Source organism: Pseudomonas mediterranea CFBP 5447 (assembly GCF_000774145.1).
Taxonomy (GTDB): Bacteria; Pseudomonadota; Gammaproteobacteria; order Pseudomonadales; family Pseudomonadaceae; genus Aquipseudomonas; species Aquipseudomonas mediterranea.
In genome coordinates this window covers 400,053-424,471 of sequence record NZ_KN322985.1, presented here as the reverse complement: position 1 = coordinate 424,471, position 24,419 = coordinate 400,053, and the positions used below count along the sequence as shown (strand labels likewise).

The following is a 24,419-nucleotide window of genomic DNA, read 5'->3' as shown; positions in this document are numbered from 1 at the left end:
TTCGAATGTAGGACTATTCTTGCGATTGCGCAGGCAATTTCTCTCAGGCTCTTGCTCTATGGATGCTCGCAATCGCTGACGGCGATATATACTGCGCGCCATTATTCAAGGGAGAGCCGTGTGGCCATCGATATTCACTGGATTCGCGACAACGATAGCCTCGGTCGGTTTTGCGCCGAATGGCAGCAGTTGCCCTTCGTCGCCCTCGACACTGAATTCATGCGGGTCGACACCTTTTACCCTATCGCCGGTTTGCTGCAGATCGGCGATGGCAAGCGTGCCTACCTGATCGACCCCTTGACCATCGACAACTGGCAGCCCCTGGCGGCATTGCTGGAAAACCCGGCCGTGCTCAAGGTGCTGCATGCCTGCAGCGAAGACCTTGAAGTCCTGTTGCGCCTGACCCGCAGCCTGCCTGCGCCGCTGTTCGACACCCAATTGGCTGCCGCCTATCTGAACCTGGGCTTCTCCATGGGCTACTCGCGGCTGGTGCAGGACGTTCTGGGCATCGAGCTGCCCAAGGGCGAGACCCGCTCCGACTGGTTGCAACGGCCGCTGTCCGAAACGCAGATCAGCTATGCCGCGGAAGATGCGGTGCACCTGGCTGAGGTTTTCGTACAACTGCGTCCCAAGCTTTCCGACGAGAAGTACGCCTGGGTCCTGGAGGACGGCGCTGAGCTGGTCGCCAACCTGCGCCGCGAAGTCGACCCCGATGAGGTGTACCGCGAAGCCAAGCTGGCCTGGAAACTGTCCCGCGCTCAACTGGCGGTGCTGCGTGAGCTCTGCGCCTGGCGCGAGCGCGAGGCGCGGGCCCGTGACTTGCCGCGTAACCGCATCATTCGCGAGCATTCGCTGTGGCCCCTGGCCCGTACTCAGCCGGATAACCTCGGCGCATTGGCGAAAATCGAAGACATGCACCCGCGCACCGTGCGCCAGGACGGCGAGTTTCTGCTGGACCTGATCAAGCGCGCCGCCAGCGTGCCACCCGAACAATGGCCGCCGGCCGTGGCCGAGCCGTTGCCCATCGAGGCGGCGGCCCTGGTCAAGCGCCTGCGCGCCCTGGGGCAGGCTGAAGCCGAACGTCTGGGCATTGCCCCGGAACTGATGCTGCGCAAGAAAACCCTCGAGGCGTTGATCAAGAGCGGCTTCCCCGAGGGGCCTTACCAATTGCCTGATTCGCTGCGTGGCTGGCGTCGCGAACTGATGGGCCAGGCGCTGCTCGACAGCCTGGCCACTGCCGGAGAACAGCCTTGAAACGTATTTGCTCCATTTACCGCAGCTCGAAGAAAAACGAGATGTACCTGTATGTGCTCAAGAGCGATGCCTTGACGCGCGTGCCTGAGCCCTTGATGGCGGCCTTCGGCAAAGCGACCCATGCCTTCGACCTGGTCCTGAGCCCCGAGCGGCAGTTATCCCGGGAGGACATCAACAAGGTGCTGGAGAACCTCGACACCCAGGGTTATCACCTGCAGATGCCACCGGCCGAAGACGAGTACATCGAGCATCTGCCCGAAGAGTTGCTGCGACGCAACGACCCGGTCTGACGCGGTACCGAGGTGCCCGTCCTGGGGCCTCTGGAAACACATTGGAATTTTTTTGACGATCGCCGCATGGATGAAGCGACACTCTGTCGGCGTTCGTCTGCACTGTTTTGAAAGGTTTGATTCATGCGCGTTCTGATTGCCGAACACGACCACGCGGTATATGCCCAACTGTTGCGCCAGGCTGCACCCGATATCGAAGTGCTCACCAGCGGTGACTCCGCCGAGTTGTCCCGGCTGGCCGCCGATTGCCCGGTCTGGCTTGGCCAGCCCGACCTGCTGGCTACCCTGCTGCGCCAGGGCCATCGCCCCCAGTGGCTGCAATCGACCTGGGCGGGCATCACGCCGCTGTTGGCCGAAGGGCTGACACGCAACTACCGGCTGACCCGTGCGGTAGGCATTTTCGGTCAGTTGATGGCTGAGTACGTGCTCACCTACATGCTGGGCCATGAGCGCGAGGTGCTGGCGCGGCTGGTCAGCCAGGTCGAGCGCAAGTGGGACAACCGCCAGGGGCAGGGTCTGGCGGGGCGCAAGGCGCTGATCGTCGGGACCGGTGATATCGGTCAACGGGTGGCACAGTTCCTCGTGCCGTTTGGCGTGCAGCTCTATGGCATTGCCAGCGAGGCGCGGGAGCAGGCCCCTTTCGTCGAGGTTGGCGCGATGAAGGACCTGCCGCGTCTGGTCGGCGAAGTGGATTACGTCATCAACTTGCTGCCCAATACGCCCCACACCCATGACGTCTACGACGCGGCGCTGTTCAAGCAGTTCAAGCCCACCGGATTGTTCATCAATGCCGGACGCGGCGTGGCCGTGGTGGACGCGGACCTGGTGCAAGCCTTGAAAGACGGACACCTGGCCGGTGCGGTGATCGACGTTTGCCGCCAGGAACCGCTGCCTCAGCGTCACCCGTTCTGGACGGCCTGGGGCTTGCTGTTGACCGGTCACAGTTCGGCACCGACGTCGCCGCCGCTGATGGCGCAGCTGTTCCTGGAAAACCTGCGCGCCTATCAGGCCGGCGAAGCCTTGCGCGGGGAAGTGGATTTCACCCGGGGCTATTGACCCTCAATCAGCCCTGTGGGAGCGAGCCTGCTCGCGATAGCGGTGTGTCAGTCAACATTGATTTCGACTGTCGCATCGCTATCGCGAGCAGGCTCGCTCCCACAAGGGTGCTTGGCACTTACCGACAGTCGCCAACGCTTGGCCTGAAGCAGCCCCGGCACTAGACTGTCGGCCTTTTCACTACCTGATGTTGTTACTCCGAGCCATGGCCGCCAAAGTCGAACCCTTCTGGATACGCAAGACCCTCGATCAGCTCGACGCGCAGGAGTGGGAATCGCTGTGCGACGGCTGTGGCCTGTGCTGCCTGCAAAAGCTCGAAGACGAAGACGACAACAGCGTCTACTACACCCGCATCGCCTGCAAACTGCTGGACCTGAAAACCTGCCAGTGCACCGATTACCCGCGCCGCCGCGAGTCGGTGCCCGATTGCATCCAGCTCACGCCGGGCAAGGCCGATGAGTTCAAGTGGTTGCCGCCGACCTGCGCTTACCGCCTGGTCAGCGAGGGCAAGGACCTGCCGCTGTGGCACCATCTGGTGTGTGGCGACCGCGATGCCGTGCACCACGAACGCATTTCCCAATCCGGGCGCATGTTGGCTGAAGGCAGCGTGCCGGAAGACGATTGGGAAGATCATCTGATTTTTCGCGCCGGCTGAATCGTCAGGCGTTGCATCACCGGGGAGAGTCCATGGGCGCAGGATGGAAACGGCTGCTGATGACCGGCGGGCTGCTGGCGGTGTGCGGTCCGCTATGGGCGGCGCAGAAAGTCGATCTGGATTATCACGTGCACCTGTTGCCGCAGAGTGACCAGGCCGAAGTGCGCTTGACCCTGGCCCGAGGCTCGGCGGTGCGCAGTCTGGATTTCGACCTTGGCGACGGCAGCCGCTACAGCGATTTCAAGGCGGACGGTCAATGGCAACTGACACCCGGTCAAACCGCGCGAGGCCTCTGGCGCCCGAGCGCCGACAAGGCCAGCCTGAGCTATCGGGTGCGCATCAGCCATGGGCGCAAGAATGGCACCTTCGAAACCCGCATGACACCCGCCTGGGCCATGCTGCGTGGCGATGACCTGGTGCCGTCGGCCCGGCTCGACCAGCAGGACGGCGTCGAGCTGGTGGCGCGCCTGGACGTTGAATTGCCCGCCGGCTGGAAAAGCATCGAAACGTCCTGGCCACGCATCGGCAAGCAACGTTTTCGCATCGACAACCCCTCGCGCCTGTTCGACCGTCCCACGGGTTGGATGCTGGCCGGCAAACTGGGCAGCCGTCGCACGCGTCTGGGTGAAACCGAAGTGACCGTAGCTTCGCCCCAGGGCCAGGGCATGCGCCGGATGGACGTACTGACACTGCTGACCTTTGTCTGGCCGCAGGTGCAGGCGCTGATACCGCGCCACCCCAGCAAATTGCTGATTGTCGGTGCCCAGGACCCGATGTGGCGCGGTGCCCAGGCCGGCCGTGAGTCGATTTACCTGCACAGCCGTCCGCCGCTGGTCAGCGAGCGGGGCTCCAGCCCGTTGCTGCGGGAACTGGTGCAGACCCTCGCCCGTATCCACGACAGTGAGCGCAGTGACTGGATCAGTGAAGGCCTGGCCGAGTACTACGCCATCGAACTGCTGCGCCGCGCCGGCGGCATGAGCGATGAGCGTTACCAGACCCTGAACGAGCGCCTTGTGCGCGACAGCCAGGGCGTGACGACCCTGCGCGGCGAACAGGTCAGCCCCGCGATGGTGGCCAAGGCAGTGCTATTGCTGCAGGAACTGGATCGGGAGATTCGTTTGAAAACCCGTAACAAGCGCTCGCTCGACGATGTGCTGCAGGCGGCGATGCGCCTGGAAACGGTCGACACCCGGGAGTTCGTGCAGCTCAGCGAGAGCATCCTGGGTGGGGCTTCTACGGTGTTGGATAGCCGGTTGCTTCAGTAGAGTCGCCATCGCGAGCAGGCTCGCTCCCACAAGGAACCGCATCCCAATGTGGGAGCGAGCCTGCTCGCGATGGGGCCATCAGCCCCGGCGCATTTTCCAGCTCAAAGCCCGGCCTTCGGTGAATCCAACGAATCATTCCCCGTCACCGTAGCCGTACCGGTCGCCGCCTCGGCGTTGGCCTTCATGCGGACCAGCTCATCGCCGGCCTGCTCGATACGGGCACGGGCGCTGCTCAGGTTCTGGCGGCTCTTCTCCAGCAGCGTCTTGGCCGAGCAGTGCCCGGTAATGCCCCGCGCCAGGGCCATGCCACCGATGGCCAGTTGAGCCAGACCAATGATGCCGCCACGCCGCAAGCCCTTGCCCATCATCAGCACGCCGCCAGCCAGGGAGCCCGCGCGTTCCCAGCCGTGCACGTTTTGCGCAGGGCGGGATTGGAACGGGGTGCTCTCGATCGGCTCGAACGGATTGTTATCGCTCATGGTCTGTCTCCAGTGTGGGGATTGGTATAAAACTGACTGCCGGAGCGAATCCGTCGTTCAATGGAATTTCCCACCGGTCAGCGGAATTGCGGCCCCGAGCGGGTGTTGTTGCCTTTGGCCATGCGGTCGTACAGCACGACGTTGACCGTGGCGGCCAGGTTCATGCAGCCGGTGGTGGGGATGTACACCACGTCTTCGCACCAATCCCGGATGTCCTTGTCCAGCGAGCCGTCTTCAGGGCCGAAGATGTACAGCGCCCGGTCCGGGTGGGTGTATTCGGGCAGGGGGCGGGCACCTTCCACCAGCTCCACGGCCACCGGTATACAGCCCAGGGGCAGGATTTTCTTCAGGTCGTCGATGCCGATCAACGGAATGTCGTAGTGGACTTTCTTGGTGTCGGTGACGAAGTCGGCGGCCCGTTCATAGCGCTTGCCGGTGTAGAACACCGACGCCACGCCGTAGCAACCGGCGGCGCGCATGACCGAACCGACGTTTTCCGGTGATTTGGGGTTGAACAGACCGATGCAGCTGTAGCGTTTGTTGGCCACGGGCGGGGTGCCTTTGGGAAAAGGCGCGATTATACGGGGAATGGGGGAGGGTGGTCAGTTTCAAGATTGGCGGTGAAGGTAGCATCGCCATCGCGAGCAGCGAGCATGCTCGCCCTGCTCGCGATGAGGGCCTGACAGGCGCTCAGTGCCCTACCGGTTACTCGTCTTTCTTCATCAACCCTGCCAGCGCGGCAAACGGGTTGTGAGTCGCCTTGGCGATTTTCGGGGTGCTCAGGGAGCCGTCGCCGAAGTACTGTTGGTCGGTGTAGCGCGAGTGTTCGTTGTCGTGACAGTACAGGCACAGCAGTTCCCAGTTGGAACCGTCCTGCGGGTTGTTGTCGTGGTTGTGATCGCGGTGGTGAACGGTCAGTTCGCTCAGGCGCTTGCCGGAGAATTCACGGGCGCAGCGGCCACAGACGTGGGGGTACATTTTCAGGGCTTTGTCGCGGTAACCCATTTCCCGGTCGCGCTGGGCGTCGGCGAGGATGCGATCCAGCTTCGCGGTATTGGAAGGAGGCGTTGACGAACTCATGGGTTCACCTTTGTAGATAAGACTGATGACGGTTGAACGAAGTTTAGCTCAGCCCTTGAGCTTCTCGGCAATCCAGATGGTGTGGCGGGTGCCTTTGTTGCCATGGGCGAACACCTGCACCTCTTCGGCCTTGAAACCGGCCTTCTTCAGTTTGTCGGAAAACTGCCGGTCGGCGCTGGCCGACCAGACCGCCAGCACCCCCTTGGGCCGCAGGGCCTTGGCACAGGCGGCCAGGCCACCGGCCGAATACAGCCAACTGTTGGCCTTCTGGGTCAGGCCTTCGGGACCATTGTCGACATCGAGCATGATCGCGTCGAAACCCTGGGGCTCGGTTTGCAGCACCTTGGCGACATCCTCCAGGCGGATCACCGTGCGCGGGTCCTCAAGCGGCCGCCCGGCCTTTTCGCCGAGGGGGCCACGGTTCCACTCCACCACGCCGGGCACCAACTCGGCCACCACCACTTCGGCATTCTTGCCCAGGTGCTTGAGGGCCGAGGCGAGGGTGAATCCCATGCCGAGGCCGCCGATCAGCACCCGTGAATCCGGACGTCCCGCTACCTTGCGGCAGGGAATCTCCGCCAGGGCATCTTCGGAGCCGTGCATGCGGGTGTTCATCAACTGCCCACCGTCACCGCCCTGGATCTTGATGACGAAGTCTTCGCCGTACTCGAACAGGCACAGGGCACCGCCATTGTCGGGGATGGGAGTGGTGTCGAGCAGAACGAAACGTTTCATGGAAATCTCATGAGGAAGTGCGGGCCGCTAGGGTCTAGCCTGAAGATGACAGTAGCCACGGAGCCAGTGATGAAGTGCGTCATTCTAACGGCCATTGCCCTGGCCGCGCTTCCATTAAGTTATGCACAGGCCCAGCAGCCGACGATTCCGGTAACCCCGCCCAGTGTGCCAGGTTCGCCTGGTACCGCCACACCGATGCCGTACCCACCGGTCGCGCCCAGCAGTGTGCCCAAGGCCGGTCCCGAAAACGGCGGGCCCCCCTTGCTGCCACCGATCGAGATACCCAGGCCGCCGCAGGATCAACCGCTGCCGGGGATGGAGGTGAAACCGCCCAAGGCCAAGTCGCCGGGGGGCTGACCCCATGGCCTATGTGAATGAATGACGACCCCTCTGTGGGAGCGAGCCTGCTCGCGATAGCGGTGGGTCAGTCACATGGATATTGATTGATCCGGCGCCATCGCGAGCAGGCTCGCTCCCACAGGGTTGATGTGCAGCTACTAGACCTGCTGCGACAACAACTGCCCATCGGCCATGCGCAGGCGCTTGGACAGGGAGACGGCGAGGGCGCGGATGATTTTTGCGGCGACCTTGGGGGCGTCGTTGAGCATTTTTTCCAGGGAATCCTTGCCCAGGTTCAGCAGTTGGCAATCACTGGCGGCGATGCAACTGGCAGAGCGCCGCTCGCCATCCAGCACGGCCATTTCACCGAACGCCCGACCGCTGCGCAGGGTGGCGATGGTCACCGGTTGCCCGTCGGGACCGGTCTTCTGCACGGCCACCTGGCCGGTGTGGATGATGCACATGAAGCTGCCGGCATCACCCTCGCGGAAAATCGCTTCGCCCTGGGCGATGGCGCTGATGCTGAAGTAACCGGACGCGGCGGCGAAGTCGACGGGCAGCAACTGATCGAACAGGCCGCAGTCCATCAGCCAGTGGCGGATTTCGTTGTTCAGTAAGGTCGGTTCTGGCATGGCTTTACGGTCTTTCTTGTTGTGTTCTTTGCAAGAATGGGAGTGATGCCCTTTGGGAGCGAGCCTGCTCGCGATAGCACAGTGTCAGTCGACTTCAATGTCGAACAGTAGATCGCTATCGCGAGCAGGCTCGCTCCCACAGTTCTGATTGTGCCAAGGCTGGGCCCTGCTCATGGAGCTAAGACCCGGTCCTCAACCAGAGTTCCTCAAGCCTTGCCCCAAATCTTCAACACAAATGCATATTCGAGCGCTACGTCACGCAATCCCTGGTAGCGTCCGCTCATTCCACCATGGCCGGCACCCAATTCGGTCTTGAGCAGCAACGGGTTGTCATCGGTCTTGGTCGCACGCAGTTTCGCCACCCACTTGGCCGCTTCCCAATACTGCACGCGGCTGTCGTTATAGCCGGCGATGACCAACAACGCCGGGTACGCCTGGGCGCGGACGTTTTCGTAAGGCGCATAGGCCCTGATCCGATCATAGACGTCCGGCTCCTCCGGATTGCCCCATTCGTCGTATTCGGTGACGGTCAGTGGCAGCTCCGGGTCGAGCATGGTGTTGAGCACATCGACGAACGGCACTTCGGCAATCGCGACCTTGAACAGCTCCGGGCGTTGATTGAGGACCGCGCCGATCAGTAGGCCACCGGCGCTGCCGCCGCTGATTGCCAATTGTTCGGCAGTGGTAAAGCCATTGGCGATCAGATGCTCGGCGCACGCGATGAAGTCGCTGAAGGTGTTGTGCTTGTGTTCCTGCTTGCCGGCGCGGTACCAGGCCTCCCCGAGTTCGCCGCCGCCGCGCACATGGGCGATGGCAAAGGCGACGCCCCGGTCGAGCAGGCTCAGCCGGGCATGGGAAAACCATGGATCGAGGCTTGAGCCATAGGCACCGTAGCCGTACAGATACAGCGGTACCGGTTGGCCGAGGGCTTCGCGCTTGACCACCAGGCTGATGGGCACCTGGGTGCCGTCCGGTGCCGTCGCCCACAGACGCTGGCTGACATAGGCATCGGCGTCGAACGGACCCAACACAGGGGTTTGCTTGAGGACCACCTGTGCGCCACTGGCAAGGTCCAACTGGCGGATCTGCGCCGGGCGATTCAGGGCTTCATAGCGCAGGCGGATGCGCTCGCTGGCGAACTCCAGGCTGTTCTGCACATGCAGGCTGTAGGCTGCATCCGGCAATTGCACGCGATAGGCCGGCAGATCCTGTGGATGCACCTCGATGATCGGCAGGCCACCCTCACGGAGGCTCAACGTCATGGCGCCGGCGTTCAGGCTCAGGCCGTCGATCATGACCGTGTCGCTGTGGGGAATCAGGTTCTGCCAGTCGGCCTCGGTCGGCGCCACGCCCGCGTCGGGGGCCTGGTACAGCGCGAAATTGATGCCGTCGCGGTTGGTGCGGATCAGCCAGGTCCATTGGCCGTCGAGCAGGCCGTGGTCGACGTCGTATTCATGATGCTCCACCCGGGGTGCCAGGCAAGTGAAGGGCTGCTGGGGTTGGGCGGCATCCAGTACCCAGACTTCGCTGGTGGTCTTGCTGCCCAGGGACAGGATCAACTGCCGCTCGGAGCTGGAACGGTAGCAATGCAGGAAGAAACGTCCGTCCGGCTCATGAAACACTTCTTCGGCGGCGGTGCCATCAAGGCGATAGCGCCAAAGCTTGTGGGGACGGTGGGTTTCGTCCAGTTCGCCGAAAAACAGTGTCAGGCTGTCGTTGGCCCACGTCATGCTGCCGTCGCAGTTTTCGAAGGACAGTTCGCTGACCTTGTCGTTGGACAGCTCCTTCACGAACAGCGTGTAGATCTCGTCGCCTGTGGTGTCCAGGCTGTAGGCCAGGCGCTGGTGGTCGGGGCTGATGCTGAACGCACCGAGGGAAAAGAAACCGCCACCGGCCAGCTCGTTCGGGTCCAGCAGCAATTGCTCGTGGTGTTCGTCCACGGTCAGGCTGTCGTCCGCCGGGCGCGGGCAGCGATAGTGGCGCGGGTATTCGTCACCGGCCGTGGTGCGGGTGTAGTACAGGTAGGGACCCCAGGGCGAGGGCAGGGACAGATCGGTCTCGAGGATCCGCCCCTTGATTTCCTGGAACAGGGTTTCGCGCAGTTCGGCCTGGTCGGCGAGTTGTTCTTCCTGGAAGCGATTTTCGGCCTTGAGGTAGTCGAGCACGGCGTCGGTGTCGCGTTCCTGCAGCCAGGCATACGGGTCGACACCGGGGTCCTTGCGGGCTACCGGGGCGTTGGAAACATGGGCGGATAGGGACATGAAAGGCTCTCGAACATATTCATGGCGCACGTCTGGGCAGCCTGACGGGCGAAAAGCCGTTACTATAAGCGCCTATTTGCCTGCCTTGCCATGGACACCATGACCGAGAACGACTATCTGATCGCCTGGGGCCTCTACGCCTTCGCCGCACTGGGCTGCCTGCTGGTATGGATGCGCATCACCCGCTGGATGTGGCGCTGGTTGCGCGAGCCGCTGCGGTTGCTGATGGCGGTGTTGCTGTTCTGCCCCACCATTGTCGACCCGGTGAAGGACAAATTCGCCCCGGCCCTGGCCATTGTTGCCCTGGATATTCTGTTCAAGGTGGGCAACAACGTCTGGCGCGCGGCATCCGATCTGCTCATGTACGGCATGATCGCCTTCGGCGTCTATTTGATCTTTGCATTGATCCGCTTCCCCATCGAGCGTGCTTCCAACGCCCGCAAGGAACGGGCCGCCGCCGCAAAAGCGGCTGCCGCCGCGGCTGATGCGGAGGATGACGAGCCGCCGTTCGGCGTGGCCGGCGATGACCGTTACGGTCGCCCGCCGGTGCCGAGCAATCCCCAGCGTTCGCGTATCGAGCCGCGTCTGTAACCCGGCCTGCCCCTTCAAGCGAGAGTCCGAGCATGTGTGAGTTACTGGGCATGAGTGCCAATGTGCCGACCGACATCGTGTTCAGCTTCACCGGGCTGATGCAGCGCGGCGGCAAGACCGGGCCGCACCGGGACGGTTGGGGTATCGCGTTCTATGAAGGCCGTGGCCTGCGCCTGTTCCAGGACCCGGCAGCCAGCAGCGAGTCGGAAGTGGCGAACCTGGTGCAGCGCTATCCGATCAAGAGCGAAGTGGTGATCGGGCATATCCGCCAGGCCAATGTCGGCAAGGTCTGCCTCTCCAACACCCACCCGTTCGTGCGCGAGCTGTGGGGGCGCAACTGGTGTTTTGCCCATAACGGCCAGCTCGCGGGTTTCCAGCCGGCGGTAAGTTTCTACCGCCCGGTGGGCGATACCGACAGCGAAGCGGCGTTCTGCGACCTGCTCAACCGTGTGCGCCAGGCTTTTCCGGAACCGGTGGAGGTGGAGTTATTGCTGCCGTCGCTGATCCAGGCCTGTTCCGAGTACCGCAGCAAGGGTGTGTTCAATTGCCTGCTCAGCGATGGCGACTGGCTGTTCTGCTATTGCTCGACCAAACTGGCCCAGATCACCCGTCGCGCGCCGTTTGGCCCGGCGCGGCTCAAGGATGTGGATGTGATCGTGGATTTCCAGGCCGAAACCACGCCCAACGACGTGGTCACGGTGATCGCCACCGAACCCTTGACCGAAAACGAAACCTGGACCCGCTACGAACCGGGCCAATGGAGCCTGTGGCGACGCGGCGAATGCGTCAGCCATGGCCGCACCGAATAAGGACGTCACGTTATGCTGCTCAGTTATCTACGGTTGGTGTTGTTTGCAGTGGGCCTGCTGGTCGGCGTCCAGGTGCCGGGTTTCATCAGCGATTACGCCAAGCGGGTCGAAGCGCACCTGATCGAGGCCCAGAACAGCCTGCAAGGGTTCCAGGGCACCGCCAACCAGTTTTTCAAGGGTGACATACAGGCCCTGGTGGCTCATTACCGTGCCAGCGAGGACCCGATCTTTCGCAGCGATGCCGACAGCCTGAACACCCTGCTGGTGCGCCAGCAAGCGTTGGACAAGCAATACCAGGCGATGCAAGGCCCGTGGTATATCCGCTTGCTGCAAGTGGCGCTGGCCGCCGATCCGGACATCCGCAAGGAAACCTGGAACGGCTACAGCTACCAGATCCTGCTGACCCCCGAAGCGATGATCTGGGGCATCGGCGGCGCCATGCTGCTGTCGTTCGGCCTGGAATGCCTGTTCCGCCTGATCGACTGGGTGGTGCTGGGCGGCAAGCGCCTGCGCCAGAGCCGGCCGATTGAAGAGCGGGATTTGCGCGGGCTGTAACACCGAGATCAAAACAGCTTTTTTTGTGGCGAGGGGATTTATCCCCGCTGGGCTGCGAAGCAGCCCCATTGGATCTGTCTGACACACCACTGGGGCTGATGTTTTTTGGGGCTGCTTCGCAGCCCAGCGGGGATGAATCCCCTCGCCACAATGGTGAGTAGCCAAGCCCCCGTTTCCCACCCAATCAACTTTTTCTTATGACCCGTCCGCGATTTTATTCGTTGGACGCGCGGCGCCGTGGGCTCAAGAATCGGCGCAACCGGTCTCTACGTTCGCAGCGTCGAGGCTTATAACAATAAAACCGTGGAGAACCACCATGAGTGCCCCTGACACACTCGGCGTCCGCCAACCCCAGGCCCGTTCCGGTCCGTTCGGCTGGTACCGCAACATCAATCAGCAGGAACGCCGCACCTTCTGGAGCTGCAAGATCGGTTATGCCCTGGACGGCATGGACACGCAGATGCTCAGTTTCGTGGTACCGACCCTGATCGCGATGTGGGGCATCACCACCGGGCAAGCAGGGCTGATCCACACCAGCACCTTGATCGCCTCGGCCCTTGGCGGCTGGATAGCCGGTATCCTCTCGGACCGTATCGGTCGGGTCCGTACCTTGCAACTGACCGTGCTGTGGTTCGCCTTCTTCACCTTCCTGTGTGGCCTGGCCCAGAGTTATGAACAGCTGCTGATCGCCCGTACCCTGATGGGCTTCGGCTTCGGCGGCGAATGGACCGCCGGCGCGGTGCTGATGGGCGAGGTGATCCGTGCCAAGGACCGCGGCAAGGCGGTTGGCATGGTGCAGGCGGGCTGGGCGCTGGGTTGGGGCATGACGGCGATTCTGTATGCGCTGCTGTTCTCGGTGCTGGCGCCGGAAGACGCCTGGCGCGCCCTGTTCATGCTTGGCCTGGTCCCGGCGATATTCGTGATTTTCGTCCGGCGACTGGTCAAGGACCCGGAGATCTATAACCAGACCAAGGCCCGTGAGGAACCGAGCAATCCGGCGAAGTTCTACGAGATTTTCGCCCCCGGCATCCTCTTCACCACGATTCGCGCTTCGTTGCTGACCACCGGTGCGCTGGGTGGCTACTACGCCATCACCTCGTGGTTGCCGACTTTCCTCAAGAATGAGCGCGGCTTGAGCGTGCTGGGTACCGGTGGCTACCTGGCGATGGTGATCGTCGGTTCCTATGTGGGCTACGTCATCAGCGCCTACTTGACCGACATCCTGGGCCGCAAGAAGAACTTTGTCCTGTTCGCCATCGGTTCGTTCGTCATCGTGTTGCTGTACACCCAGATGCCGGTGAGCAATAACGTGATGCTCTGGCTGGGCTTCCCCCTGGGCTTCTTCGCGTCGGGGATGTTCAGCGGCATGGGCTCGTTCCTTACCGAACTGTTTCCGACCCGCATCCGCGGTTCGGGTCAGGGTTTCTGCTACAACATCGGTCGGGCACTGGCGGCGCTGTTTCCGCTGCTGATCGGCCTGCTGAGCCAGAAGGTACCGTTGAGTGTCGGCATCGGTGCGTTCGCGGCCGTGTCCTACGGTGTGGTGATCCTGGCGGCCCTCAGCCTGCCGGAAACCCAAGGCAAACAATTGGATGCCGAGTAACTGATAACCTGTGGGGCACATGCCCCATGGCCAGAAACAACCTACAGGAGCGTTCACTGTGAACCGCCTGCTATTGAACTGCGACATCGGCGAAAGCTTCGGCAACTGGACCATGGGTCTTGACGCCGAGGTGATGCCCTTCATCGATTGCGCCAACATCGCCTGCGGTTTTCATGCCGGTGACCCGAGCATCATGCGCAAGACCGTCAGCCTGGCCCTGCGCCATGGCGTAAAAATCGGCGCACACCCGGCCTATCAGGACCTGGCGGGTTTCGGCCGTCGCTCCATGGCCTATACCGCCCAGGAACTGCAGGACCTGCTGCATTACCAGATCGGTGCCCTCGACGGCATTTGTCGGGCCCAGGGCGGACGGGTCAGCTACGTCAAACCCCATGGCGCGATGTACAACGACATGATGGCCAACCCGGCGCAGTTGCGTGCCGTGATCCAGGCTGTCGCGGCCTACGACCCGCAGTTGCCGCTGATGCTGATGGCGACCCGGGACAACAGCGCCGCCCAGGCCCTGGGCGACGAATATGGCCTGACGTTGTGGTTCGAAGCCTTCGCCGACCGTGCCTACGACAGCGCCGGCCACCTGGTTTCACGGCAGTTGCCGGGCGCGGTGCATCACGACGCCGAGGTCATCATCGGCCAGGCCCTGACCATCGCCCGCGGCGACTCGCTGACCGCCAGCGATGGCAGCGCGTTGCTCCTGCATGCCAATACCTTGTGCGTGCACGGTGACAACGCCAACTCCGTGGCGGCGGTGCAACGCATCCGTGAGGCGCTGGACGGGCAGCGTACATCATGAAACCACGGGTGGAAGTGGTGGCGGTGGACTGCCTGATGGTGCGCCTGTTCGATGAGATCGCCGAGAACCACATGCCATGGATGCTCGCCGCCAGCGAGCGCCTGCGCGAGGTGTTCGCCGAGTACCTGATCGACCTGGTGCCGTCCTACACCACATTGATGGTGCATTACGACATGCTGGCGCTGAACCCGGCACAGGCTCGGGATCTGGTCAACGAGGCGCTGAACAATTTGTCCCCCGATGCCCGGTCGGTCGGCCAGCGCCATGTGCTGCCGGTGTGGTACGACCCCAGCGTCGGGCCTGAACTGAGCCTGTTGTCGAGTCGCAGCGGGTTGACGGTGGAGCAGGTGATCCGTCGCCACAGCGAGCACGAATACCAGGTGTTTGCCCTGGGCTTTGCCCCCGGATTTGCCTTCATGGGGCTGGTGGACGAAGTGCTGGCCGCGCCGCGCCTGGACACGCCGCGCAAGCGGGTGGCGGCGGGCAGCGTCGGCATCGCCGAGCGCCAGACCGCGGCGTACCCATTGGTGTCGCCCGGCGGCTGGAACCTGATCGGTCGTACTCCGGCCAAATTGTTCGATCGCGAACGTGACGGCTACAGCCTGATGCAGCCCGGCGACACGGTGCGCTTCGTCGCCGTGGATCACGCCGAATTCATCGCATTGGGTGGTGACGACACACCGCAGGAGGCCCTGGCATGAGCCGTTTGTTGATCGAGGCCAGCACACCGCTGTGCCTGTTGCAGGACGGTGGCCGTTTCGGCGTCAGGCATCTGGGCGTGACCCAGGGCGGCGCGGCGGACTGGCTGTCGATGGCCTGGGCCAACTGGATGCTGGGCAATGCCCTGGACGCGACGGTAGTGGAGATCACCCTCGGTGGTTTCACGGTGGTGGCCGAAGAGGATTGTGTACTGGCGCTGGCCGGGGCGGACCTCGGGGCTCGGCTGGACGGCCAGGCCGTGGCAGCGTGGCGTTATTTCAGTTTGCGCAAGGGTCAGACCCTGGCGTTGACCCAACCTGTGCTGGGTGCCCGGGCGTACCTCGCGGCCCCCGGTGGCTTCGATGCACCGGCGGTGCTGGGCAGCCGGGCGACGGTGGTGCGTGAAGAGCTCGGCGGCCTGGATGGACTGGGGCGAGCGCTGGGCCGTGGCGAGCATTTGAGCTATTCAGGCCCGGTCACGCCCCGGCCGATGCCGGGCAGGCTGATTCCGGATTTCCAGCAGGCCCAGCCGCTGGAGCTGATCCTGGGCGCGCAGAATGGCGCGTTCAGTGGACGGAGCCTGTTCGATGCGTTCAATACGCCTTGGACGCTGGACAGCCGCGCCGACCGCATGGGCATCCGCTTGCTGGGCGCCGCGCTGGAATACCAGGGGCCTGCGATGATTTCCGAGGGCATTCCCCTGGGGGCCGTGCAGGTACCGCCGGACGGCCAGCCGATCGTGCTGCTCAACGACCGGCAGACCATTGGCGGCTACCCACGCCTGGGTGCCTTGACGCCATTGGCCCTGGCGCGGCTGGCGCAATGCCTGCCAGGCACGCAGGTGCGGTTGCGGCCGGTGGTGCAGGAGGTTGCGCATCGGCAGCAGGTGGAGTGTTTGCGCGGATTCATGGACCGCTGAAAGCATCGCGAGCAGGCTCGCTCCCACATTGGATCTTCGCCACACAGATCCCTGTGGGAGCGAGCCTGCTCGCGATGAGGCCCTGTCAGGCGGTAAAAATCTTACTTGGAAAGGAACCGCATCCCTTCCTCCAACCCCCGCAGGGTCAGCGGATACATCCGATCCTCCACCAATTCCCGAACGATGTTGGTCGAGGCGGTGTAGCCCCAGGTGTCTTTCGGGTAGGGGTTGATCCAGATGAGTTTCTTGTATTTCTCCATGAATCGCTGCATCCACACATAACCCGCTTCCTCGTTCCAGTGTTCGACGCTGCCGCCGGCCTGGGTGATTTCATAAGGGGCCATGGCGGCGTCGCCGATGAAGATCACTTTGTAGTCGGCGCCGTACTTGTGCAGCAGGTCCTGGGTCGAGGTGCGTTCCGAGGTGCGGCGCAGGTTGTTTTTCCACACCGACTCGTACACGAAGTTGTGGAAGTAGAAGTACTCCAGATGCTTGAACTCGGTCTTGCAGGCCGAGAACAGTTCTTCGCAGATTTTCACGTGGGCGTCCATCGAGCCGCCGATGTCGAACAGCAGCAACAGCTTGACGGTATTGCGTCGCTCGGGGCGCATCTGGATGTTCAACAGGCCGGCGTCCCGGGCGGTGTGGTCGATGGTGCCATCGATGTCCAGTTCTTCGGCTGCGCCCTGGCGGGCGAACTTGCGCAGGCGGCGCAGGGCGATCTTGATGTTGCGGGTGCCCAGTTCCACCTGGTCGTCGAGGTTCTTGTACTCGCGCTGGTCCCAGACCTTCACGGCCTTGCCCTGGCGTTTGCCGGCGTCGCCGACGCGGATGCCTTCGGGATTGAAGCCGCCGGAGCCGAACGGACTGGTGCCGCCAGTGCCGATCCACTTGTTGCCGCCGGCATGGCGTTCCTTCTGTTCTTCCAGGCGCTTCTTGAATTCCTCGATCAGCTTGTCCAGGCCACCCAGGGACTGGATCTGCGCCCGCTCCTCATCGCTCAGCGAACGTTCGAATTCCTTGCGCAACCAGTCTTCGGGAATCAGCGCCTGGAGATGGTCGTCGAGTTTTTCCAGACCGTTGAAGTAAGCGGCGAACGCCCGGTCGAACTTGTCGAAATGGCGCTCGTCCTTCACCAGGATCGCCCGGGACAAGTAATAGAATTCGTCCATGTCGGCAAAGATCACCCGCTGTTTCAGCGCGTTGATCAAATCGAGCAGCTCACGCACCGACACGGGCACCTTGGCGGCGCGCATCTCATTGAACAGGTTCAGCAGCATGGCAGTTGCCCTCGCGCTTGTTGACGAAGAGGGCTCAACGCGTGCCGCGACGGCTCATGAACGCCAGGCGCTCAAGCAACTGCACGTCCTGTTCGTTCTTGACCAGGGCACCGGCCAGCGGCGGAATGGCCTTGGTCGGATCGCGCTCGCGCAGCACTGCTTCGCCGATGTTGTCGGCCATCAGCAGCTTGAGCCAGTCCACCAGCTCGGAAGTGGAGGGTTTCTTCTTCAGACCCGGTACTTTGCGCACGTCGAAGAACACGTCCAGCGCTTCGCTGACCAGGTCTTTCTTGATGTCCGGGTAGTGCACATCGACGATTTTCTGCAGGGTGACGCGGTCCGGGAAGGCGATGTAGTGGAAGAAGCAGCGGCGCAGGAACGCATCCGGCAGCTCTTTCTCGTTGTTGGAGGTAATGATGATGATCGGGCGCTGCTTCGCCTTGATGGTTTCATCGGTCTCGTAGACGTAGAACTCCATTTTGTCGAGTTCCTGCAGCAGGTCGTTGGGAAACTCGATGTCGGCCTTGTCGATCTCGTCGATCAACAGGATGACCCGTTCCTCGGACTCGAACGCTTCCCAGAGCTTGCCCTTCTTCAGGTAGTTGCGTACGTCATGAACCTTGTCCACGCCCAGTTGCGAGTCCCGCAGGCGGCTGACCGCGTCGTACTCGTACAAACCCTGGTGAGCCTTGGTGGTGGATTTGATGTGCCAGGTGATCAAGCGCGCGCCGAAGGACTCCGCCAGTTGTTCGGCCAGCATGGTCTTGCCGGTGCCCGGTTCGCCCTTGACCAGCAATGGCCGCTCCAGGGTAATGGCGGCGTTCACGGCCAGCTTCAGGTCATCGGTGGCCACGTAGGCGCTGGTGCCTTCGAACTTCATCTGCAGTTTCCTCGAACGGTGTCGCCGGCCTGGCAAGGCGGGGCGCGCGAAATAGATATCGTGCCCGACTATAACGCGACGTCCCGCCGACTGTGAACGCAGACGCTGTATTCAGTCTCTGAATGGGGCGTCACATGTTGACCCGGTCCTGGTGGATGGCTGACTAAAGGCTGGACAACCTCTGACCTTGTGGCGAGGGAGCTTGCTCCCGCTGGGCTGCGTAGCGGCCCCAAAACTCCGACGAGCGCTGCGCACTCGAACGGGAGCAAGCTCCCTCGCCACATAAGGATCCCGCTAGTCCTTCGACGGCGGCGGCTGTTCGTAGCGCGCGTTGAAGGCCTCGACGAAACCGTTGCGCAGGATCTGCAGGAAGGCTTCGAAGGCGCTGATGTCTTGTTGATGGACATTGCCGCTGAGTTCAACCCGCGTGGCGAACTGGTTCTTGCGCTGGTTCTTCAGGGCCGTTTCGCCGGCGCCGACCAGCGCTTCCCAGACCGAGCGGAAAATGTTCTTTTTCTCGTTTTCCACATCCTGCTGCCAATCGAATACATCCACATCCCGCAGCAAAGGTTTGATGTAACCGCTGAGTTTTGCGTTGTTTGCTTCAGCTTCGATCACCAGGTCGCCATGGCCGGCGTTGAAGTCGAACTTGCCATAGGCCGCGGCGAAATCGTTCAGGCGCTTGAGTTCGACGTTCCTTGCCCGCAGGCGGAAATCGAAATCCTCGAACTTGCTCAAGGGGTCAAAGGTGGCTTGCACCTCCAGCGGCGCGTGTTCGGCCACCAGGGCCTTGCCCTCGAACCGGGCGTCGCGTTTGCCTTCGGTGTCGACCACGTTGGTCAGGTTATAGAAGCTGGCGTTGACCTCGGTGGCCCGCAGGTTGACCGGCGGCTTGGAGTTGAAGTTGCGAAAGGTCACCTTGCCCTCCCTGATCCGCACTTCGTTGAAGGTAATGGGCAGCAGTTTGCTCAGTTGCTCGCGCCAGTTGGTGCCCTGGCCGGTCTGGGAGGCCTGCCGGTTGCCACCGCCATCGACGAAGTTCACTTCGGGGCGGGCGAACTCCGCCTCGGCCACCACCGCGTGGTCGTACCACAGCGAGTGCCAGCTGACCGACAGGTCGACCAGCGGCGCGTCGACGAACGGTACCGGGACCTTGCCGTCGACCTTGACGATTTTCAGGCCGTTGATCCGGTAGGCCCCACGCCACAGCGCCAGGTCCACATCAATGACCTGGCCGCGATAGTCGCCCATGTCGGCCAGTTTGTCGTTCAGGTAATTGCGCACGAGGTAAGGCAACGCGAAGTGCAGGGCCACCAGCACCGCAACGATGGCCGCGAGGGTCCACAGTGGCCAGCTGTATCGACGCTTCATGTCATTCAGTCTCCGGCGATATTAAAACCATTGACCGTTGCGGCATCGCGAACGTTCGGTGCAACTGGACGCCCTTGGGCAACAGGCATACCTTTAGTCGCTTGTATTCACGCCTCACTAAGGACCTCGTCATGAGCCGTATCTACGCTGACAACGCCCATTCCATCGGCAATACGCCACTGGTACAGATCAATCGCATTGCCCCGCGGGGTGTGACCATCCTGGCCAAGATCGAAGGGCGCAACCCGGGGTATTCGGTCAAGTGCCGGATCGGCGCGAACATGATCTGGGACGCTGAAAGCACTGGCAGGCTCAAGCCGGGCATGACCATCGTCGAGCCGACCTCGGGCAATACCGGAATCGGCCTGGCGTTCGTCGCCGCCGCCCGCGGCTATAAGCTGATGCTGACCATGCCGGCCTCCATGAGCATCGAACGGCGCAAGGTGCTCAAGGCCCTGGGTGCCGAGCTGGTGCTGACCGAACCGGCCAAGGGCATGAAGGGGGCCATCGACAAAGCCGCCGAGATCGCTGCCAGCGACCCGTCCAGCTACTTCATGCCACAGCAGTTCGATAACCCGGCGAACCCGGCGATCCATGAAAAAACCACCGGTCCGGAAATCTGGAACGACACCGACGGCGCGGTGGACGTGCTGGTGGCGGGCGTGGGTACCGGTGGCACCATTACCGGGGTGTCCCGCTACATCAAGAACACCTGCGGCAAGCCGATCCTGTCGGTGGCGGTGGAGCCGGAGAGTTCGCCGGTGATCACCCAGGCGCTGGCGGGCCAGGAAATCAAGCCCAGTCCCCACAAGATCCAGGGAATTGGCGCCGGATTCGTCCCGAAGAACCTGGACCTGTCGATGGTCGATCAGGTTGAGCGGGTAACGGACGACGAGTCCAAGGCCATGGCCCTGCGCTTGATGCAGGAAGAGGGTATTCTCTGCGGCATCTCCTGTGGCGCGGCGATGGCCGTGGCCGTGCGCCTGGCGGAAAAACCGGAGATGCAGGGCAAGACGATCGTGGTGATCCTGCCGGATTCGGGCGAGCGGTACTTGTCGAGCATGCTGTTCAGTGATCTGTTTAGCGAGCAGGAAAACCAGCAATAACCCGGTGGCAGGAAAGCTTGCTGTAGCGAGGGTGCTTTTGTGGCGAGGGAGCTTGTTCCCGCTCGACTGCGAAGCAGGCGCCTGTGCTGCTTGAACGGGCGAGGGGCGCTTCGCACCCCAGCGGGAGCAAGCTCCCTCGCCACAAAAACCTCCGCCACGGGTTTTGATTCGCGTCAGCCAGGGTTCAGGTGACGCCTGTTAGGTTTATTGCGTCCTGCACAACAGTGAATATTGCGTCAGACGATTTTTACCCGGGCCATGAGCAATTAGGCTCTGTACGAAAAGTCTTGAGACGAAGGTCAGGCAAGGCGAAAACAGCCGAGGAAGCGCAGTGTACTGGAGTACATGAGCATTCCGAGGCTGTTTTCAACGCAGCATGGACGAGTATCAAGGCTTTTCGTACAGAGCCTGGCATGGCCTACGGCCACGTCGGGCAGTTGACGTGGCCTCCGTTGTTTTTTGACAAGGAGTTATGAATGACCGTTTCGTTTGTCGCCAAGGCGTCGGTACTGCTGCTGTTCCTGGGCAGTACCCTTTTCGTGCACCTGCGCGGCAAGGCGCGTTTGCCGGTGTTGCGCCAATTCGTCAATCATTCGGCGCTGTTCGCCCCCTATAACACCCTGATGTACCTGTTCTCCGGCGTACCTTCCCGGCCATACCTGGACCGCAGCAAGTTCCCCGAGCTGGATGTGCTCAAGGACAACTGGCAGGTCATCCGTGACGAGGCGATGCACCTGTTCGACGAGGGTTACATCCGGGCAGCCGAGAAGAATAACGACGCCGGCTTCGGCTCGTTCTTCAAGAAGGGCTGGAAGCGTTTTTACCTCAAGTGGTACGACAAACCGCTGCCGTCGGCCGAAGTGCTGTGCCCAAGGACCGTCGAGCTGGTCAACCGGATTCCCAATGTCCGCGGTGCGATGTTCGCGTTGCTGCCGGGAGACAGCCATCTGAACCCGCACCGCGATCCGTTCGCCGGCTCGTTGCGCTATCACCTGGGGCTTTCCACACCCAACTCCGACGATTGCCGGATCTTCGTCGATGGCCAGATCTATGCGTGGCGTGACGGCGAAGACGTGATGTTCGATGAGACCTACGTGCACTGGGTCAAGAATGAAACACCCCAGACCCGCGTGATCCTGTTCTGCGACGTCGAGCGCCCCTTGAGCAACCGGTTGATGACCCGTCTCAATCGTGCTGTCAGCGGCATGCTTGGCCGTGCCACCGCGCCGCAGAACCTGGATGACGAACGTGTCGGCGGCATCAACCAGGCCTACGCCTGGAGCAAGTCGTTCAGCGACGGTATCAGCGGTCGGGTCAAGCAATGGAAACGCAAGTATCCCAAAGTGTACCGGGTGATGCGGCCGGTACTGGCGGTGCTGGTGCTCACGGCGCTTGGCTATTGGTTGTTCGGTTAACTGTTGCGCAATACATCGGGCGCTGGTTATAGTCGGCGCTCGTCGGGTTTTCGAACCCACCTCCCCAAAGAGATCGGCTCATGCCTGTATCCCCTGTCATCGCGGTTGTGGTTCCAGCGTTCAACGCTGGCGTCGTGCCGTGCGGGGATCAGCAGCCTGTGCAGATCGGTCAATACCCACCTGTCAGTAGCCCACCGGTATACGCCGTCGTATCACCGCCGGGTGTTGGCATACAGGGCTGATCGGCAACAGTTGCCATCCCCTGTGCCCGCCTGAAAAAAACTACTGGACTTCAGCCTCGGCTGAGTTGGCTTTTGCCTGACTACAGGTGGTATCCATGTTTTCCCTATCCAAGAACGCCTTATTGGCGGCGGCTTCCACGAGCCTGTTCGTCCTGCTGTGGAGCAGCGGGGCAATCTTTTCCAAACTGGGCCTGGCCCACGCTTCACCTTTTGCTTTCCTGCTGATCCGGTTTGCCATTGCGCTGTGTGCATTGGTGCTGTTGATCCCGGTATTCAAGTTCAAGCTGCCCAAGGCCGGCAAGCCGATGATCTTTGCCGCGACCACCGGATTGGTGCTGCTGGGGGCCTATCAGATTTTTTATCTGCTGGCCCTGCAAATGAACGTGACGCCTGGTGTGATGGCGACCCTCATGGGCGTACAACCCATCCTCACGGTGGTGCTCGTGGAACGGCTGCGTTCCTGGCAGCGCCTGTTCGGCCTGGCACTCGGGTTGGTCGGACTGGTCATGGTGGTTTACCAGGGCATCGGGTTGGCCGGGATGTCCTTGACCGGGATGCTGTGCGGCTTGCTGGCGCTGGTGTCCATGACTGCGGGCTCGATCATGCAGAAGCGCATCACCGATAATCCCCTCGGCACGCTGCCGGTGCAGTATCTGGTCGGGCTATTACTGTGCGCGGTGTTCGTACCGTTCCAGCCGTTCCATTTCGACAGCAACGCGGGCTTCATCGTGCCGGTGTTGTGGATGGGGTTGGTGGTCTCGGTGTTGGCGACCCTGCTGCTGTACCGGCTGATTGCACGAGGCAACCTGGTGAATGTCACCAGTCTGTTCTACCTGGTGCCGGCGGTGACGGCGGTCATGGATTACCTGGTGTTCGGCAACCGGCTGGCGCTGTTGAGCTTGCTGGGGATGGTGCTGATCATCGTCGGGCTGGTGTTTGTGTTTCGTAAACGCGGTTGATCGTTAGATCGCTGTTGGCATAGAACCGCTATCGCGAGCAGGCTCGCTCCCACAGGTTATAGACGACCCTTGTGGGAGCGAGCCTGCTCGCGATGGCATTTTTCAAACGCGCCGATGCACTACCGGGCGGACACCTCGACCGGCTTTTGCGCCGCAGGCTTCAACACCAGCCACAACGCTGCCGCAATCAGCACCCCGCCATACAGATGGGCCATCCCCAGCGGCTCACCCAGCAACAACGCCCCCCACAGCACGCCGAAAGGCGGGATCAGGAACGTGACGGTCATCGATTTGACCGGCCCGATGGAAGTGATCAGCCGGAAATACAGGATGTACGCCAGCGCGGTGCACACCAGGCCCAACCCCAGCAGTGACAGCCAGACGTTCCAGCCGCCCCAGCTGGCCGGAGGGTGGCTGATGACGCTGTAACCGAACAGCGGCAGGAGGAACATCGTGGCGCCGAACATGCTGCCCAGGGTCGAGAGACGGCTGTCCAGTCCACCCTGATGATCGAGCCAGCGACGGGTGAAGAATCCGGCGAATCCATAACAGGTGGTGGCCATCAGGCAGGCGAGGGCACCCATCAGCAGTTGCAGGTCGAAGGCCACCGGGCCGGCGCGGGTCAGGATGCCGACGCCGAGCAGTCCCAGGAACACTCCGCTGACCTTCGCCACCGTGAGCTGCTCGCTGAAGAACAGCCCGCCGATCAATACCCCCATCAGGGGCGTCGTGGCGTTGAAAATCGCCGAGTAACCGGCCGGAAGGGTCTGGGCCGCCAGGGAATAGAAGGTTGCCGGAATGCCCGAATTGATCAGGCCCAGCCCCATCACGACTTTCAGCTTGCCGCGGAAATTCCAGTCGACCCGCATCAGTGCCAGGATCACCACCAACCCGACGAAGGCAATGGAGACCCGAAAAAAAGCCGTGGGGATCGTGCCGATGACGGGGGCGATAATGCGCATGAACAGGAAGCTCGCCCCCCAGATGGCGGCCAATGACAGCAGACGCAGGAGATCGACGAGGTTCACGAGGGATTCCTTCCATGGTTGGCTCGCAAGTGTCGCCCTCCTGTTGACCGATGGCAATGGTTGCGTTGCCGCGTGATTGGCCTCTAAGCTCAGCCGCTCACAACA

Annotated in this window: 26 protein-coding genes; 16 read left to right on the top strand and 10 right to left on the bottom strand. The window is 62.1% G+C overall.

Features of this window, described 5'->3' with window-relative positions:
* The first annotated feature begins 120 nt into the window (after positions 1 to 120).
* From rnd to N005_RS14110, 5 genes are all read left to right on the top strand, one after another.
* Positions 121 to 1,254 carry a ribonuclease D gene (gene rnd, locus N005_RS14130; protein WP_047701749.1) on the top strand — a complete coding sequence of 378 codons (1,134 nt, stop codon included), beginning with the start codon at positions 121 to 123 and terminating at the stop codon, positions 1,252 to 1,254.
* A complete protein-coding gene (locus N005_RS14125; protein WP_047701748.1) occupies positions 1,251 to 1,544 on the top strand; it encodes a YcgL domain-containing protein in 294 nt (97 codons plus the stop codon). Before rnd ends, N005_RS14125 begins: the two co-directional genes overlap by 4 nt.
* A gap of 123 nt (positions 1,545 to 1,667) precedes the next feature.
* Positions 1,668 to 2,600 carry a D-2-hydroxyacid dehydrogenase gene (locus N005_RS14120; RefSeq protein WP_047701747.1) on the top strand — a complete coding sequence of 311 codons (933 nt, stop codon included), beginning with the start codon at positions 1,668 to 1,670 and terminating at the stop codon, positions 2,598 to 2,600.
* A gap of 205 nt (positions 2,601 to 2,805) precedes the next feature.
* The gene (locus tag N005_RS14115) at positions 2,806 to 3,255 is read left to right on the top strand and encodes a YcgN family cysteine cluster protein (protein WP_024780408.1); all 450 of its coding nucleotides are present in this window, start codon (positions 2,806 to 2,808) and stop codon (positions 3,253 to 3,255) included.
* Between the two features lie 32 nt (positions 3,256 to 3,287).
* A complete protein-coding gene (locus N005_RS14110; RefSeq protein WP_047701746.1) occupies positions 3,288 to 4,520 on the top strand; it encodes a hypothetical protein in 1,233 nt (410 codons plus the stop codon).
* Between the two features lie 101 nt (positions 4,521 to 4,621).
* Here N005_RS14110 and N005_RS14105 read toward each other — a convergent pair whose 3' ends face one another.
* The 4 genes from N005_RS14105 to N005_RS14090 all read right to left on the bottom strand — a co-directional run bounded on the left by N005_RS14105 (position 4,622) and on the right by N005_RS14090 (position 6,814).
* Positions 4,622 to 4,999: a YgaP family membrane protein gene (locus tag N005_RS14105; RefSeq protein WP_047701745.1), complete on the bottom strand. Its 378-nt coding sequence runs from the start codon at positions 4,997 to 4,999 to the stop codon at positions 4,622 to 4,624.
* Positions 5,000 to 5,076: 77 nt separating this feature from the next.
* Entirely contained in the window at positions 5,077 to 5,547 is a 471-nt protein-coding gene (locus N005_RS14100) for an RNA methyltransferase (protein ID WP_047701744.1), read from the bottom strand.
* A 157-nt stretch (positions 5,548 to 5,704) separates the two neighbouring features.
* The gene (locus N005_RS14095; RefSeq protein ID WP_003184246.1) at positions 5,705 to 6,079 is read right to left on the bottom strand and encodes a YajD family HNH nuclease; all 375 of its coding nucleotides are present in this window, start codon (positions 6,077 to 6,079) and stop codon (positions 5,705 to 5,707) included.
* Between the two features lie 48 nt (positions 6,080 to 6,127).
* A complete protein-coding gene (locus N005_RS14090) occupies positions 6,128 to 6,814 on the bottom strand; it encodes a spermidine synthase (protein WP_047701743.1) in 687 nt (228 codons plus the stop codon).
* A gap of 69 nt (positions 6,815 to 6,883) precedes the next feature.
* Between N005_RS14090 and N005_RS14085 the strand changes: the two genes are divergently transcribed.
* Positions 6,884 to 7,171 carry a hypothetical protein gene (locus tag N005_RS14085; RefSeq protein ID WP_047702225.1) on the top strand — a complete coding sequence of 96 codons (288 nt, stop codon included), beginning with the start codon at positions 6,884 to 6,886 and terminating at the stop codon, positions 7,169 to 7,171.
* Between the two features lie 140 nt (positions 7,172 to 7,311).
* Here N005_RS14085 and N005_RS14080 read toward each other — a convergent pair whose 3' ends face one another.
* Together N005_RS14080 and N005_RS14075 are read right to left on the bottom strand one after the other, a co-directional pair.
* Positions 7,312 to 7,785, bottom strand: a complete 474-nt coding sequence (locus N005_RS14080; protein WP_047701742.1) for a cyclic nucleotide-binding domain-containing protein — start codon at positions 7,783 to 7,785, stop codon at positions 7,312 to 7,314.
* Positions 7,786 to 7,991: 206 nt separating this feature from the next.
* Entirely contained in the window at positions 7,992 to 10,046 is a 2,055-nt protein-coding gene (locus N005_RS14075; RefSeq protein WP_047701741.1) for a S9 family peptidase, read from the bottom strand.
* A 90-nt stretch (positions 10,047 to 10,136) separates the two neighbouring features.
* On the opposite strand from N005_RS14075, the gene N005_RS14070 reads away from it, so the two are divergent.
* The 7 genes from N005_RS14070 (at position 10,137) to N005_RS14040 (ending at position 16,033) form a co-directional block, all read left to right on the top strand.
* A complete protein-coding gene (locus tag N005_RS14070; protein ID WP_047701740.1) occupies positions 10,137 to 10,637 on the top strand; it encodes a hypothetical protein in 501 nt (166 codons plus the stop codon).
* Positions 10,638 to 10,669: 32 nt separating this feature from the next.
* Positions 10,670 to 11,446, top strand: coding sequence for a class II glutamine amidotransferase (locus tag N005_RS14065; protein WP_047701739.1), 777 nt, complete (start codon positions 10,670 to 10,672; stop codon positions 11,444 to 11,446).
* Between the two features lie 12 nt (positions 11,447 to 11,458).
* Positions 11,459 to 12,001, top strand: coding sequence for a DUF2937 family protein (locus N005_RS14060; RefSeq protein ID WP_047701738.1), 543 nt, complete (start codon positions 11,459 to 11,461; stop codon positions 11,999 to 12,001).
* A 316-nt stretch (positions 12,002 to 12,317) separates the two neighbouring features.
* Positions 12,318 to 13,604: an MFS transporter gene (locus N005_RS14055; RefSeq protein ID WP_047701737.1), complete on the top strand. Its 1,287-nt coding sequence runs from the start codon at positions 12,318 to 12,320 to the stop codon at positions 13,602 to 13,604.
* Between the two features lie 58 nt (positions 13,605 to 13,662).
* Positions 13,663 to 14,415, top strand: coding sequence for a 5-oxoprolinase subunit PxpA (locus tag N005_RS14050; RefSeq protein WP_047701736.1), 753 nt, complete (start codon positions 13,663 to 13,665; stop codon positions 14,413 to 14,415).
* The gene (pxpB, locus tag N005_RS14045; protein ID WP_047701735.1) at positions 14,412 to 15,116 is read left to right on the top strand and encodes a 5-oxoprolinase subunit PxpB; all 705 of its coding nucleotides are present in this window, start codon (positions 14,412 to 14,414) and stop codon (positions 15,114 to 15,116) included. The genes N005_RS14050 and pxpB overlap by 4 nt, the downstream gene beginning before the upstream one ends.
* On the top strand, positions 15,113 to 16,033 hold the full coding sequence (locus N005_RS14040) for a 5-oxoprolinase subunit C family protein (protein ID WP_047701734.1): 921 nt from the start codon (positions 15,113 to 15,115) through the stop codon (positions 16,031 to 16,033). Before pxpB ends, N005_RS14040 begins: the two co-directional genes overlap by 4 nt.
* A 101-nt stretch (positions 16,034 to 16,134) precedes the next feature.
* Here the strand turns inward: N005_RS14040 and N005_RS14035 are convergent, their stop codons facing one another.
* From N005_RS14035 to N005_RS14025, 3 genes are all read right to left on the bottom strand, one after another.
* Positions 16,135 to 17,313: a vWA domain-containing protein gene (locus N005_RS14035; RefSeq protein WP_047701733.1), complete on the bottom strand. Its 1,179-nt coding sequence runs from the start codon at positions 17,311 to 17,313 to the stop codon at positions 16,135 to 16,137.
* 34 nt (positions 17,314 to 17,347) lie between these two features.
* On the bottom strand, positions 17,348 to 18,193 hold the full coding sequence (locus N005_RS14030; RefSeq protein ID WP_003184225.1) for an AAA family ATPase: 846 nt from the start codon (positions 18,191 to 18,193) through the stop codon (positions 17,348 to 17,350).
* Between the two features lie 294 nt (positions 18,194 to 18,487).
* Positions 18,488 to 19,564 (bottom strand): DUF748 domain-containing protein, encoded by a 1,077-nt coding sequence (locus N005_RS14025; RefSeq protein ID WP_047701732.1) that lies wholly within the window; start codon positions 19,562 to 19,564, stop codon positions 18,488 to 18,490.
* A 131-nt stretch (positions 19,565 to 19,695) separates the two neighbouring features.
* Here N005_RS14025 and cysK point away from each other — a divergent pair, with 131 nt between their 5' ends.
* The 3 genes from cysK to N005_RS14010 all read left to right on the top strand — a co-directional run bounded on the left by cysK (position 19,696) and on the right by N005_RS14010 (position 23,286).
* Entirely contained in the window at positions 19,696 to 20,670 is a 975-nt protein-coding gene (gene cysK / locus N005_RS14020) for a cysteine synthase A (RefSeq protein WP_047701731.1), read from the top strand.
* A gap of 476 nt (positions 20,671 to 21,146) precedes the next feature.
* Entirely contained in the window at positions 21,147 to 22,085 is a 939-nt protein-coding gene (locus N005_RS14015) for an aspartyl/asparaginyl beta-hydroxylase domain-containing protein (RefSeq protein WP_047701730.1), read from the top strand.
* Between the two features lie 337 nt (positions 22,086 to 22,422).
* Positions 22,423 to 23,286 (top strand): DMT family transporter, encoded by an 864-nt coding sequence (locus N005_RS14010; RefSeq protein WP_047701729.1) that lies wholly within the window; start codon positions 22,423 to 22,425, stop codon positions 23,284 to 23,286.
* 119 nt (positions 23,287 to 23,405) lie between these two features.
* Here N005_RS14010 and N005_RS14005 read toward each other — a convergent pair whose 3' ends face one another.
* Positions 23,406 to 24,314, bottom strand: coding sequence for a DMT family transporter (locus N005_RS14005; RefSeq protein WP_047701728.1), 909 nt, complete (start codon positions 24,312 to 24,314; stop codon positions 23,406 to 23,408).
* Positions 24,315 to 24,419 lie beyond the last annotated feature (105 nt).